The sequence below is a fragment of the Pseudomonas sp. B16120 genome (assembly GCF_044218845.1).
Lineage (GTDB): Bacteria > Pseudomonadota > Gammaproteobacteria > Pseudomonadales > Pseudomonadaceae > Aquipseudomonas > Aquipseudomonas paracarnis.
The window spans coordinates 2,562,711-2,577,243 of sequence record NZ_CP162588.1 but is presented as its reverse complement, the minus strand read 5'-3'; the positions used below and the strand labels follow the sequence as shown (position 1 = coordinate 2,577,243).

The 14,533-nt window shown below is 61.1% G+C and carries 9 protein-coding genes; 5 read left to right on the top strand and 4 right to left on the bottom strand.

Translation table 11 applies throughout. The annotated features are described in order from the left end of the window. Positions 1-45 precede the first annotated feature (45 nt). On the top strand, positions 46-816 hold the full coding sequence (locus tag AB4P90_RS12215) for a helix-turn-helix domain-containing protein (RefSeq protein WP_038449861.1): 771 nt from the start codon (positions 46-48) through the stop codon (positions 814-816). Between the two features lie 5 nt (positions 817-821). Here AB4P90_RS12215 and AB4P90_RS12210 read toward each other — a convergent pair whose 3' ends face one another. The 4 genes from AB4P90_RS12210 to AB4P90_RS12195 all read right to left on the bottom strand — a co-directional run bounded on the left by AB4P90_RS12210 (position 822) and on the right by AB4P90_RS12195 (position 5,113). Beyond that, complete coding sequence (locus AB4P90_RS12210; protein WP_019817347.1) at positions 822-1,259, bottom strand: carboxymuconolactone decarboxylase family protein; 438 nt, start codon at positions 1,257-1,259, stop codon at positions 822-824. 93 nt (positions 1,260-1,352) lie between these two features. Beyond that, positions 1,353-2,798, bottom strand: a complete 1,446-nt coding sequence (locus AB4P90_RS12205; protein ID WP_014718127.1) for a mechanosensitive ion channel family protein — start codon at positions 2,796-2,798, stop codon at positions 1,353-1,355. Between the two features lie 166 nt (positions 2,799-2,964). Further along, the gene (locus AB4P90_RS12200; protein WP_014718126.1) at positions 2,965-3,831 is read right to left on the bottom strand and encodes a pirin family protein; all 867 of its coding nucleotides are present in this window, start codon (positions 3,829-3,831) and stop codon (positions 2,965-2,967) included. A gap of 76 nt (positions 3,832-3,907) precedes the next feature. Further along, the gene (locus tag AB4P90_RS12195) at positions 3,908-5,113 is read right to left on the bottom strand and encodes a multidrug effflux MFS transporter (protein WP_014718125.1); all 1,206 of its coding nucleotides are present in this window, start codon (positions 5,111-5,113) and stop codon (positions 3,908-3,910) included. Between the two features lie 100 nt (positions 5,114-5,213). Here AB4P90_RS12195 and AB4P90_RS12190 point away from each other — a divergent pair, with 100 nt between their 5' ends. The 4 genes from AB4P90_RS12190 to AB4P90_RS12175 all read left to right on the top strand — a co-directional run bounded on the left by AB4P90_RS12190 (position 5,214) and on the right by AB4P90_RS12175 (position 14,528). Next, a complete protein-coding gene (locus tag AB4P90_RS12190; RefSeq protein WP_060767332.1) occupies positions 5,214-6,320 on the top strand; it encodes an efflux RND transporter periplasmic adaptor subunit in 1,107 nt (368 codons plus the stop codon). 2 nt (positions 6,321-6,322) lie between these two features. Continuing rightward, positions 6,323-9,397 (top strand): efflux RND transporter permease subunit, encoded by a 3,075-nt coding sequence (locus tag AB4P90_RS12185; RefSeq protein ID WP_060767328.1) that lies wholly within the window; start codon positions 6,323-6,325, stop codon positions 9,395-9,397. Between the two features lie 134 nt (positions 9,398-9,531). Further along, positions 9,532-14,220, top strand: coding sequence for an RHS repeat-associated core domain-containing protein (locus tag AB4P90_RS12180; RefSeq protein WP_395606096.1), 4,689 nt, complete (start codon positions 9,532-9,534; stop codon positions 14,218-14,220). Continuing rightward, positions 14,217-14,528, top strand: a complete 312-nt coding sequence (locus AB4P90_RS12175) for a contact-dependent growth inhibition system immunity protein (RefSeq protein ID WP_060767278.1) — start codon at positions 14,217-14,219, stop codon at positions 14,526-14,528. The genes AB4P90_RS12180 and AB4P90_RS12175 overlap by 4 nt, the downstream gene beginning before the upstream one ends. The last annotated feature ends 5 nt before the right edge of the window (positions 14,529-14,533 follow it).

Genomic DNA, 14,533 nt, shown 5'->3' with positions numbered 1-14,533 from the left:
CTATTATCCAGACTTCGACACTTTATCCATCAAATCGGACAACCCATGGCCTGGCTTGCCGCTACCGCGTCTTTCAACCCCGATGTTTACTCAGCGCCCGTGATCGGCATCGCGGCGGTGTTGGGCAATCACGATTCGGGCCTGCATGTGCACCAGCGCGGGCAACTGCTGTTCACCCAGCAAGGTTGCACGCGCATCACCCTGGACAATCAACTGTGCCTGTTGCCACCTAGCCGCGCAGCCTGGATCCCCAGCGGCCTACCCCATCGTGCGGTGATGCAGCAGGCGGTGGACTATCGGTCGGTGTATGTGAGTGCGGCCCTGGCCGAGCAATTACCGGCCCAGGTGCGGGTGATCGAAGTGAGTGCCTTGCTCAGGGCAGTGCTGGAGCCCATGGCCCTGGCGCCGTTCGAGACTGATTGGCAGGCGGGTCGCTATGCCCATTTGTTGGGGCTGTGCCTGGATGAAATCCGCCACGCAGCCGCACAACCCATGCTGCTGCCGTTGCCACGGGACAAGCGCCTGGCGCCGCTGCTAGCCCAGCTCGACCGCCTGCCCCCCACGCTGCAGGACCTGGAACAGCACATTGGCGCCAGCACCAAGACCATCGGCCGGATTTTCCTCAAGGAAACCGGCCTGGGGTATCAGCAATGGCGCCAACAGTGGCGTCTGATGCGGGTGATCGAACTGCTCGCCACCGGGCGCAGCCTGGGCTACTGCGCCTTTGAACTGGGCTTTGCCAGCGACAGTGCACTGATCGCCTTTTTCAAAGGCATGACCGGCACCACGCCGCGCAGCTATTTCAAAGCCAACTGAAGGCCTTACTTGGGCATCTTGCGAAAACCCACCGCCAGGCGGTTCCAGCTGTTGATGGTGGCGATGGCGACGCTCAGGTCGACTTGTTCCTGGGGGCTGAATTGGGCGGCCAGTGCGTCGAAGTCTCCATCCGGGGCGTGGGTCTGGCTGAGTAGGGTCAGGCTTTCGGCCCAAGCCAGGGCGGCGCGCTCGCGCGGGGTGAAGAACGGGGTTTCACGCCAGGCCGACACGGTGTACAGGCGCCGCTCGGTTTCGCCGCCCTTGCGTGCATCGGCGGTGTGCATGTCCAGGCAGAACGCGCAGCCGTTGATCTGCGATACGCGCAGGCGCACCAGTTCCAGCAGTGGCAGTTCGATGGAGAGTTTGCCGACTGCCGCTTCCAGGGCGAGCATGGCTTTCATGGCGTCTGGGGAAGCGGTGTAGAAATCGGTACGGGTTTGCATGGTGTTGCTCCAGGACAGTGGGATTGGTGAGCAGGTTAGTCACCCCGGCGTCCTGGAGAAATAGCCAATCCGGGCGAAGAACAGGTGACCAATCTACAGGCCGCGGTTCCTCAGCCACTGGATGAAGCCCTTCTTGACCGGTACCACGGGCGCGTCTTCGGTCAGGGCCTGGGCGGCATGGCGGCGGAAGTCCAGCAGCGCCTTCATGGCTTCGCCGATATCATGCCGGGCGTCGAGGCACGGCTTGAGGTATTCATTTTCGATGCGGTAGAGCGTGCAGTAGGTCTTGGCCGAAAAATCCGCCAGCGCCGCCTGGTCGGAGAGAATGCCGGACTCACCGATCACCTCCCCCGGGCCCATGCGCCCTGCCTCGAACGTGTGCCCGTCCTTGATCAACAGCACCGAGACCACGCCGGACTCGATGATGAACAGGTGATCGCTGACCTCCCCCGCCGCCAGGATCATCTCACCGGCGCGGTAGGTGTGCAGGGTCATGTTCTGGCTGAAGGTGTCTTTTTCTTCCTGGCGCAAGGTGGAGAAGATCGTCGAGCGCTCCAGCAAGGCGCGGGCGCCAGACACCGCAGGCGGCGTGCTGCCTTCGGTGGCGGACAACAGGCCCACGCCTGCCGCCTGCAAATGCCGGTAGGCCAGGTCGTAAAGCTGGTTGCGGGTTTCGCGCTTGAGGCCCATGGCCGGCACAAAGCCGCTGATCTCATACTCCACGCCACTGCCGGTGGACGCCTTGAACGCGACGCTGGGCGCCGGCTGGGCCAGCAACGGCCGGCAGCCCTGCATCGCACGCTCCAGCGCTTCGATCACGGTTTGCGGGCGCGCATGGGGGCTGACTTGCAGGCTGACCGCCAGGCCGAACATGTCCGCCGGACGCGAGAAGTTGATGATCTTGGCCTTGGCCGCCAGGGAGTTGGGGATCACCGCCAGGCTGCCCTGAGAGGTTTGCAGGCGCGTGGCGCGCCAGTCGATATCGGTGACACGGCCTTCGGTGCCGTCGATGGAGATCCAGTCATCGATCTGGTAAGGCTTGGTGGTATTGAGGACGATCCCGGAAAACACATCGCTCAGAGTGCTTTGCAACGCCAGGCCGACGATGATTGCCACGGCGCCGGAGGTGGCCAGCACGCCCTTGACCGGCAGGTCGAGCACATAGGCCATGGCGGCGATGATCGCAATGAGGAAAATCACCGCGCCCATCAGGTCCTGCAACAAGCGCCCGGTATGGCCGACCCGCTGCATCATCACTGCGCCGAGCAATACCGTGAGGGTACGCGCCGCAAACAGCCACCAGCCGATCTGCAATGCCGTGGCGGCCAGGTGCAAGGTGGTGTCATCGGCATAGGGCGCCGCCTGCATAGGGTTCATGCCGTCGTTGAACAATACGGCACTGAACACCGCAAAGATCACTAGCCGCGCTGCGAGTTTCCAGTTGGCAAGGTTTGGGGAAATAAGGCGCCACACGGCGATGTCGATCAGGATCAACGCCACGGCGCACAGCATCGGGTGATCAGCGATAAATGAGGGCATCCAGGCGACTCCAGGGCGAATGCCGAGAAGATCGCATGAAATCAGAACCCTGGAAACAAAATGTGGGAGCTGGCTTGCCTGCGATGCACACACCGCGGTGTATCAGCTACACCATGATGATGCTATCGCAGGCAAGCCAGCTCCCACAGGGGGTGGCGGTGAACCGTCAGGCGTGCATCTGCCCGAATTTTCCCGACTGGAAGTCGGCAAATGCCTGGTGAATCTCCTGCTCGGTATTCATCACGAACGGACCGTGGCCGACGATGGGCTCGTCGATGGGTTCGCCGCTGAGCAGCAGCACCTTGGCGTCGTCGTTGGACTCCAGGGTCAGTTGCTTACCGTCGCGCTCGAACAGCGCCAACTGCCCCTGGCGTGCGACCTCCTCGCCGTTGATCAACAACGTGCCGCTGAGCACCACCAAAGCGGTGTTACGCCCGGCGTGCAGGTCCAGCGTGACCGCTTTACCGGCGTTGAGGCGCAAGTCCCACACGTCTATCGGCGTGAAGGTGCGGGCCGGGCCTTGAGTACCGGCAAATTCCCCGGCGATCAGGCGCAGGTGGCCAGCGTCGTTCGCCAATGGCAGCACCGGAATGTCGCCATCGACGATGGTCTGGTAACCGGCATCCGCCATTTTGTCCTTGGCCGGCAGGTTGACCCACAGTTGCACCATCTCCAGTGCGCCGCCGCGACGGGCGAAGTCTGTGGAGTGGAACTCCTCGTGAAGAATGCCCTTGGCCGCAGTCATCCATTGCACATCACCTGGGCCGATTTTGCCGCCGGCACCGGTGGAATCGCGGTGCTCGACTTCGCCGTCATAGACGATAGTCACGGTTTCAAAACCGCGATGCGGGTGCTGGCCGACGCCGCGACGTTGTTCAGTCGGGGTGAATTCGGCCGGACCTGCGTGATCCAGCAACAGGAATGGGCTGATGTGCTTGCCCATGGTGTCGTAGGAAAACAGCGTGCGTACCGGAAAGCCATCGCCGACCCAGTGGGCGCGGGGGCTGGTGTAGATACCAATCAGCTTTTTCATGGTGTACCTCCAAAGTGAGTACACCTTAAATCGCCTCACCCTTGAGCACTAGCCGGTAAAAATGGCCCTGATTGTTCTATATATAGGACAGCGTTTTAACCTGGCGTTGGCGCAGCAGTTGAAAGGCAACCAGTGCCGACAGTGCAAGCCCGGCCTGGATAATGATCATCGGCGCGGCACTGCCATCGCGTAACTGGCTCAGCAGCAACCCGCTGCACGTGGCGCCGAACATCTGTGCAAATCCCATGAGCCCGGCGGCTAAACCCGCACGGTGCGCATTGGGCATCACGGCCCCGGTAACGGATCCCGGCAGCACCAGGCCGCCGCCGAGCGTGACCAGGGCGATGGGAATATCCAGCCCCACTACCGACAACCCGAACACTAGGTAAATCGCCAGGGCTGCCACCCCGCCCACCGCCACCATCGTCACACCCATCGCCACAATGCGCTGCGGCCCCAGGCGCTGAATGTTACGCCGGGTGTAGGTGGAGCCGACGATCAGCATCGACACAATCAGCCCGAAGTTGAGCCCGTACTCAAGGCTGCTGAACCCCAGCAGATTGATAAACACCGCCGATGAACCCGCGATCACTGCAAACATCGCGCCATAGGTACACGCCAGGGCCACCGCGTAAGCACGGTACTGGCGCCCCTTGAGCAGATCCAGATACTGCCCGCCGAGGGTGCGCCAGTGTGCGGCCCTGGGATCGAGGTGATGATTGCTCTCGCGAAAGAACAGCAGCGCCAGCAATAACACCAGGCTGCCGATCACCAACGCCAGGGCGATGGGCGCACGCCACCCCAGTAATTTGATCAGCAAGCCCCCTGCTATCGGCGCAACGACGATGGCATACAACATGCCGATCATCGTCAGCGCCAGGGCCGGGCCCGCCTCGGCTTTCCACACATCGCGCACCACGGTGCGCGCTAGTACCAGCGCGGCGCACGCGCCCAGGCCTTGCAACACCCGAGCGGCGATAAACTGCTGGATGTCGGTGACCAGCAGCATCGCCAGCGTCGCCACTACGTAGAGCGCCAGGCCCCCGATCAAGACTGGCCGCCGGCCGATGCGATCCGACAGCGGCCCGAACAGTAGCTGCCCCAGGCCAAACGCAGCAACGAACGCCGACAGCGCCATCAGTGCCGAGCCTTGCGGCGCCTGCAGCGCGTGCTCGATGGCACCCAGGCCGGGGATGATCAGTTGCGTCGAGACTTCACCCAATGCGGTGAGGGCAACCAGCAAGAACAGCAAGCTGCGTGAGGGTGCCGGGGCGTTTGCCATGGGGAATATCCGGGGGCTGGATTAATTTATATTTCGACCATAATATGAGCAAAAAATTATGTCCATAATTTTTTGCCCTATGGTCACCCTGGAGTTCGTCATGCCCCCTCTCCCCCTGCGCCTTCTCACGCCCCTGGCTCTGCTGGTGGTCCTCAGTGGTTGTAACAGCAAGGCCGACAGCGCCGCCCAGGCGCCCACATCGCGCCCGGTGCTGGCCGTCAAAGTCGAAGCAGCCGGCACCCAGCAAAGCGCTTATACCGGCGTGGTGGCGGCACGCACTGAAAGTGACCTGGGCTTTCGGGTCAGCGGCAAGGTGATCGAGCGCAAGGTCGACCCCGGCCAGCACGTCTCCCGTGGTGACACCCTGTTGGTGCTGGACATCGGCGACTTCGAACTGGCGCTGCGCTCGGCCAAGAACCGCGTCAACGCCGCCCAGGCCCAACTGCGCCAGCGCCGTGATGATGAAAACCGTTACCAACGCCTGGCCAGTACCGGCGCGGTGTCGCGGCAGATCTTCGACCAGTCGGCCACCAACCTGCGCGTCGCCCAGGCCGAACTGGCCGCGGCGCAATCGGACGCCAGCCAGATCGAAAACCGTCGCACTTATTCGGTCCTCAAGGCCGATGGCGACGGCATCATCACCGACGTACTGGCCGATCGCGGCCAAGTGGTGGCCGAAGGGCAAATCGTGGCGCGCCTGGCCCATGACGGCGCCCGCGAAGCCATCGTCAACCTGCCGGAGAACCGGCGTGACCTGGCCGCGCAAAAAGCCCTGGCGCTTCCCTTTGGCGCAGCGGACCAGGCCGTGACCGCCACCCTGCGCGAACTGTCCGCCAGCGCCGACCCGGTCACCCGCACCTACCGCGCACGTTATGTGCTGCAGGGTCCGGTCGAGCGGTTCGCCCTCGGCTCCACCATCACCGTACGCCTGCAAGGCAATGGCCAGCCGCTGCAAACCCGCGTGCCGATTGGCGCCTTGCAGGATGCGGGGCAAGGCACGGGCGTCTGGCTGATTGGCGATGACCAAAAGATCAGCTTCGCCCCAGTGAAGGTCGCCAGCCTCGGCCAGGAAGACGCCTTGCTCGACAGCGGCGTAACACCCGGCCAAACCATCGTCGCCCTCGGCGCTCACCTGCTGCACAGCGGCGACACGGTGCGCTTGCTGCCCGCCCAGGCGCTGGCCCTCAACCGTCAGCAGGACCATTGAGTATGCGCGGGATCAACCTCTCCGAACTGGCCGTCAAACACCGCGCCGTCACCTTGTTCTTGCTGATTGCGATCCTCGTTGCCGGGGTCTTCGCGTTCGGCAAGCTGGGGCGCGCCGAAGACCCTTCGTTTACCGTCAAGGTCATGACCATCACCGCCGCCTGGCCCGGCGCCACCGCCCAGGAGATGCAGGAGCAAGTGGCCGACCGCCTGGAAAAACGCCTACAGGAACTGGACTACTACGACCGCGTCGAGACCATCGCCCAGCCAGGCTTTGTGTCGATGCGCATGACCTTCCTGGAGTCCACACGCCCGAGCGAAATCCAGGAACTGTTCTACCAGACCCGCAAAAAACTCAGCGACGAAGCCACGCGCCTGCCCAAGGGCGTGATCGGGCCGTTTTTCAACGATGAATATTCCGACGTGTACTTTGCGTTGTACGCCCTGGAAGCCGAACACCTGCCCCACCGTCAACAGGTGCAAATGGCCGAGGAACTGCGCCAGGGTTTGCTCAACCTGCCGGGGGTGAAGAAGGTCAATATCCTTGGCGAGCAGGCCCAGCGCGTGTTTGTGGAGTTTTCCTATGAACGCCTGGCAACCCTGGGCATCAAGCCCGAACAGATCTTCGCCGCCCTCGCCGCACAAAACGCCGTGGCGCCCTCAGGCTTCGTCGAAACGGCGGGCGCCCGCGCTTATATCCGCATCGACGGCGCGTTCGACAGCCTGGCCTTGATCGAGAACGTGCCCCTGCAAGTCAATGGCCGCGTATTGCGCATCGCCGATGTGGCCACCGTGAGCCGCGGTTATGAAGACCCGCCCAGTTATCGCATCCGCCATCAGGGCGACCCGGCGTTGATGCTGGGCGTGATCATGGAGAAGCACTGGAACGGCCTGGAATTGGACAAGAGCCTGCAAGCCGAAGAAGCGCGGATTCAGGCCGACCTGCCCCTGGGCGTGAACTTCGCCAAGGTCTCCGACCAGGCGAAAAACATCAGCCTGGCAGTCAATGAATTCATGCTCAAATTCTTCGTCGCCCTGGCGGTGGTGATGCTGATCAGCCTATTGGCCCTGGGCTTTCGCGTGGGGCTGGTGGTGGCGGCGGCCGTGCCGCTGACGCTGTCGATCGTGTTCGTGATCATGCTGGTCACGGGCCGCGAATTCGACCGCGTGACCCTCGGGGCATTGATCATCTCCCTGGGCCTGTTGGTGGACGACGCGATCATTGCCATCGAGATGATGGTGGTCAAACTCGAAGAAGGCTTTGACCGCATCCACGCGGCCACCTACGCCTGGAGCTCCACGGCGGCGCCGATGCTGACCGGCACCCTGGTCACCATCATCGGCTTTCTGCCGGTTGGGTTTGCGCGCTCCGGGGCGGGTGAATACGCCGGCAATATCTTCTGGATCGTGGGTTTCGCGCTGATTTCATCCTGGCTGGTGGCCGTGGTGTTCACGCCCTACCTGGGCGTGAAGTTGTTGCCGCAGATCAAGCCAGTGCCCGGCGGGCATGATGCGATTTATGCCGGGCGCTACTACCAGAAACTGCGCAGCCTGGTGGAGGCTTGCGTGCGCGGGCGCTGGCTGGTGACCGGGCTGGTGGTGGCCGCGTTCGTGGTGTGCGGCCTGGGTATGGCGGTGGTGAAGAAACAGTTCTTCCCGGACTCCGACCGCTCGGAACTGATTGTGGAAGTGTATATGCCACCCGGCAGCGCCTTCAAAAGCACCGAAGCCGTGGCGGCGCAGGTGGAGAAGGCGCTGTTGCAAGAGCCGCAGACCAGTATGGTCGACACCTATGTGGGGGGCGGTGCACCGCGGTTTTTCCTGTCGTTGAACCCTGAAATGCCCGACCCGGCGTTTGCCAAATTGATTGTGCAAACCCCGGATTCCCACGCCCGCGACGCACTGAAACTGCGGATGCGCGAGCGCATTGCAGCAGGCGAATTTTCGTCGGCGCGGGTACGGGTCACGCAGCTCGTCTTCGGACCGCCGGTGCCGTTCCCGGTGGTGTTCCGCGTCTCCGGGCCGGACCTGAATGTGCTGCGCGGGCTGTCGGAAGACGTGCGTCAGGTTGTGGCTGGCAACACGCTGACCAGGGACACCTTCCTCGAATGGGGCGAACGTGCCAGCGGTTATCGCCTGGTGCTGGACCAGGATCGCTTGCGCTTGCTGGGTTTTACCCCCGACGAGGTCAAGTCCCAACTCAACGCCCTGCTCAGCGGCAACCCGATCACCGAAGTCCGCGAAGGCAACCGCACCGTCTCAGTGGTGGCCCGCGCCCAAGGCAGCCAACGCGAAGACCTGGCCAACCTCAACAACATGACGCTGACCAACAGCGCCGGTACGTCGGTGCCGCTGGCCCAGGTCGGGCATTTCCAGGCGGTAATGGAAGAGCCGATCCTCAAGCGCCGCGACCGCGCCACCACCGTGGAAGTGCGCGCCGACATCATCGACGGCGTACAACCGCCCGATGTGGAAATGGCCGTGTACAAAGACCTGCAGCCACTGATCGCCAAACTGCCCAGCGGGTACAAAATCGACATCGGCGGCCCGGTTGAGGAAAGCGCCAAGGCCAACGTCGCCCTGGCGGCGCTGTTCCCGATCATGATCCTGCTGACCCTCACGGTGATCATGTTCCAGGTGCGCTCGTTCGGCGTGATGTTCATGGTGTTCGCTACCGCGCCTTTGGGCCTGATTGGCGCAGTGCCGACCTTGTTGCTGTTCAACCAGCCGTTCGGCTTCAACGCGATCCTGGGCCTGATTGGCATCGGCGGCATTCTGATGCGCAATACGCTGATCTTCACCGACCAGATCCGCCAGAACCAGGACCACGGCATGGCAATTCGCGAGGCCATCATCGAAGCCACGGTACGGCGCGCGCGGCCGGTAATCCTTACCGCACTGGCAGCGGCGCTGGCGTTCATTCCGCTGACGCTGTCGGTGTTCTGGTCGTCGCTGGCTTATGTGCTGATTGGCGGTGTGCTGGTGGGCACGGTGTTGACGCTGTTGTTTCTGCCGGCGCTGTGCAGCCTGGTACTGCGCGACAAGGTTGCTGAAACGTCCCACGTAACTGCCGGATAAGCTCTACTCCCCTCCCCTGTAAACCTCTGCAAAGTCCCTCGCCTGATCAAACAGTGCGAGGGATTGCAGATGGTGGTGTTCGTTAGAGCCCTGATGAATGGGGCTGTCTCTTGATCGCGGTGCTGGCCAACCTGATGCTGGTGCCGATGGATCCCGAAGCGCCGAAGGTTGAGCGCGTATTCGCGGATTTGCGTACCTGCCTGAATACCTTTGATAAGTGGACCGACAGCTTTTTAAGTGGTTCGGCACTTAGCGTGGAGCAGGTGTTCAAGGTTGGGGAAGACGTCGCACTGGTCGCGCCGATCTCTTCCGACAAACCCAGCCGCACCGTCGCTCAATGCAAAGCCCAGGGCGGGCTGACCTTGGTGCATCTTTTCGAAAGCACGCAGTTCGTGCCTATCGGCAACACGCCCGTGAGGCTGCAAGCCGTTGCACAGGACGGCAGCCCGGTAGGCGCGCCACTGCATCGGACCATTGGCCCCAGCGGCATTCTTGAAGTCAGCGACTGTAGCCGCGACCAACAGTACGAAATCACCTTTTACCCCACTGTTTCCAAGGCTCACGTCCAGGCGCTGTATGCGTCCTATGAGTCTGTGATCGCCGGGCTGGAAGCGGATTTGCGCACGGCATGGGCCGAGCACTTCAAGCCTCGATGGACAGACTTTGCCAAAGCGCCAGCCTACAAGCGTAGCGGCATTCAGGGCATTGCCTTTGCGACCGGGCTGGGCAAGGCGCTCTACAACCTGTGGGACAACATCACCGAGCTGTACGACCTGCTCGCCAACCTCAAGTCCAACAGCGAAACGTTGCTGAAATACCTGTCCCAGGCCGAGCTGGATGCACTGCTCAAACTGGGCAAAGACACGCTGGCCAAGGGGTTGCTGGTACTCAGTGATGAGCCGCTGTTGTTTATCTACCTGTCGGCGCTGGTGGCCTGGGTACGCATGCTGCCGCCACCCGACATGTACGAACTGCTGGGTGAAATCACCGGCGAAGTGTTGATCAACTTGCTGCTGATCTGGGCCACACGGGGTATTGGAGTACAGCTGCGCCTGGGTGCTCAGGTGCTTAGTGGCGTCAAGTCCGGGCGGGCGCGGGCGTTGTTGGAGTTGCTGGCCAAGCAGGTGGCGGGGCCTCGGCTGGAAACCCATGTCGAGGCCGCCAAGCCGGTGTTGCTGAGCAGTGCGGCGACGCCGATTAAGACGGTGCCGGCTGTGCCGTTGAAGGCGGGCGATACGCTGGTTTCGAACCCGGTGCCGATGGTGCGCGGCAAGGCCCAGCGCACGACGTTGGTTCGTCAGGAGCCTGTCGATGATGTGCCGGCCATGGCGTCGAATCCGAAGGGCGATGCGGCGGCGCCTGCGGATAAAACAGTCACTCACGGCTGCCCGGTGTCGATGGTCACCGGCGAGGAATTGCTGACCCTCACCGATGGCGTGCTGGATGGGATCTTGCCGTTTGAGTGGACGAGGCTGTACCGCACCAGTGCGGTGGACATTGATTGTGGGTTGGGGTTTGGCTGGAGTCATGCGCTGGCTCATCGGCTGGTGGTGTCGGGCGATTCGGTGGTGTGGACCGATCATGAGAACCGCCATACGCAGTTTCCATTGCCCACCGACTCTCGGCCCGCGATCACCAATAGCCTGGCGGAAGCGGCGATCTATTTGGGTTCGGCGCCTGACGAGTTGGTGCTGGCCCAGGCCTCGCGTTTTTATCACTTTCGCGACGGTGTGCTGGTCTCGATCAGCGACGCGTATGACAACCGCCTGCGCCTTTGCCGGGATCGTTCAGGGCGGATTGAGCGGCTGGATAACGGCGCCGGTCGTTCGTTGCTGCTGCGTTATGAGTTGGGTCGCATCGTCGCGGTGGACTATCAGGTGCATCGCGCCAAAGGGCGTGAGCCCTACGTGTGGGAGACCGAGCAGAACCTTGTTTCCTACGCCTATGACGAACACGGACGACTGGTCTGCGCGACCAATGCTGTCGGGGAAAGCGAGCGTTATCGGTACGACGATCAGCACGTCATTCTCGAGCGGCAGTTGGCCGGAGGCGCGAGTTTCTATTGGGAATGGGAACACGCTGGCAAGGCGGCGCGCTGCGTTCGGCATTGGGCGAGTTTTTCGCAGATGGACACGCGTTATGCCTGGGGCGATGACGGGCGCGTCACCGTGCATAACGCCGATGGTAGCCAGGAAGTGTATGTCCATGATCAGCGGGCGCGGCTGGTACAGAGGATTGATCCGGATGGTGCCACGCATTTCAAATCCTACGACGACCAGGGCCGGCTGACCGTCGAGCAAGACCCGATGGGCGCGGTGACGGCCTATCAATATGACGACGCCGGACGCTTGGTGGCGCTGTTTCCGGGGGATGATGAGCCGACTTCCTACGAACATGACAACGGTTTTGTTCGGGTTGTCAGGCGTGGGGAGGCGGTCTGGAAATATGAGCGCAATGTTCAGGGCGATGTCATCCGCAAGATTGACCCGGATGGCAATTCGACTGACTACAGCTATGACAAACATGGGCAATTAGTTGGGGTTTGGTATCCCGACAGCAGTTGCCAGCGGCTGGTGTGGAACGAACGCGGGCAACTGCTTGAGGAGCAATTGCCCAATGGTGGGATCAAGCGTTATCGCTATGACGATCTGGGGCGGCAAGTTGCCTGTGAGGATGAGCATGGTGCGCTGACGCAATATCACTGGGACTGCGTCGGCAGGTTGATTCGTCTTGTATTGCCAGGCGGTAGTTGTAGGGAATTCAGCTACAACCCCTACGGCAAAATCATCGCCGAACGCGACGAACTGGGCCACGTCACCCGCTATGAATACGCCGACGGCCTGCACCTGATCAGCCGCCGTCTCAACGCCGACGGCACCCAGGTCAAGTACCGCTACGACAACGCCCGGCTGCTGCTCACCGAGATCGAAAACGAAGCCGGCGAAACCTACCAACTCGACTACCACCCCAATGGCCTGATCCGGCAGGAAACCGGCTTCGACGGCCAGCGCACCGCCTATGCCTACGACCTCAACGGCAACCTGCTGGAAAAGACCGAATACGGCGACGATGGCAGTCAGCTAATCACCCGTTACGAGCGCGACCACGCCGGGCGCCTCGTCCGAAAAATCCTGCCCGATGCCAGCATTGTCGACTATGCCTACGACCGCCAAGGCAACCTCCTCAGCGTCGAGGACGGCCACTGGGCGTTGGCCTACGAATACGACCGCCAAAACCGCCTCACCGCCGAACACCAAGGCTGGGGCACCCTGCGCTACGGCTACGACGCCTGCGGGCAGCTTAAAACCTTGTGCCTGCCGGACAACAACCGCGTCACCTTCAACCACGACAAAGGCGGCCACCTCGCCACCATCGAACTCAACGGTGAAGTGCTTACCTCGCACCTATTCAAGAGCGGTCGAGAGCATCAGCGCCAGCAAGGCCAAGTGCTCAGCCACTACCACTACGACGACCAACACCGCCTGCACGCCCATGCGGTAACGCAGCAACAAAACCACCTCTACCAACGCCAATACGACTACGACAAAGCCGGCAACCTCACCCGCCTGCTCGACACCCGCAAAGGCCAACACGACTACCGCTACGCCCCCCTCGCCCGCCTGACCCGCGCCGATCACTCGCAGGACGTACAGGAACGCTTCGGCCACAACCCCGCCGGCAACCTGCTCATGCAAGACCGCCCCGGCCCGGACATCGTTGCGGCCAACCGCCTGATGATCCAGGGCGACCGTCATTACGACTACGACGCCTTCGGCAACCTCATCCGCGAACGACGCGGCAAGGGCCAGCAACTTGTCACTGAGTACCGCTACGACTGCCAGCATCGGTTAGTCGGGGTTACAACGCCCAACGGCCAAACCGCCAGCTATCGCTATGACCCATTTGGACGTCGCATCAGCAAAACCGTGGACGCCAAGACCACCGAGTTTTTCTGGCAAGGCGACAAGCTGATTGCCGAACACCATGCAGAGCGCCATCGCAGCTACCTCTACGAGCCCGGCAGCTTCCGCCCATTGGCACTATTGGACGGTTTCGGCCCAAAAGAAACCAAGCCCTACCACTACCAACTCGACCACCTCGGCACCCCGCAGGAACTGACCAGCCCCGAAGGCGAAATCGTCTGGTCCGCCCACTACCGCGCCTACGGCCAGATCGCCCGGCTCGACGTGGGCAAAATCGACAACCCACTGCGGTTTCAAGGGCAGTATTTCGATGCGGAAAGCGGGCTGCATTACAACCGCCATCGCTACTACTATCCAGATATTGGTCGCTACCTGACGCCAGATCCGGTGAAGTTGGCGGGAGGGATCAATGGGTACCGGTATGTGCCCAATCCGACGGGATGGGTAGATCCCTTAGGGCTGAGCTGTAAGGTTGGAATTTGTCCTGGCTCAAAAATCGACGCTCCAGCAAAAAAAATACCCAGCGGCGTACTAGACGGGCATGAAAAAGCAGGCGGACATCTGATTAAGAAGCACGTAGAGCGGACTGACTATCAATTGGTAGAAAGGCTTGAGGTGAAGCCACATATACCTGCAGCGTCTACGTTCAAAACTTTAGAAGACGCAGAAGCACTTGTATCCAAAAGCTTGGCTTCGCACAGTCAGGAAATATCCAAATTCCTACAAGGAACGAAGGACAAGCATATTATCAGAGAGCATTCGAGCCAACCCGTAGGGTTGAGCGTTATAAGAGGCACCACAGAATCCATACCTGTTTATAAGTTTATGCTAGTTTTAATTCGAAAACCAAAAATGCCAGACGGCTACCTTTTACTGACAGGATACCCAATAGAAAAATGAACAACCAACTAACTGAACTTCAGCAATTCTTTGGAGCTTACTTCCATCAAGACTGGGTAGATGAGCACGCCACAGCTGACGAGGTCATTGATGCTTTTCTACTAGTCTCATCTACGGATGTAATCACCACCGTAAAAGAAGAAATTCTAGAACTGCTCAAATACTATACAAACGAATCAAATCTTTTGGAGAACCTGCTACACAAACAATATTGCTATTATTATTATCCGCACGAGTGGGCATCAGGGCCGCTTTGGCTGAGCCACATCGTAAGAAAAATTGAGAACCACTTACTCCTCAAACAATAATCGAT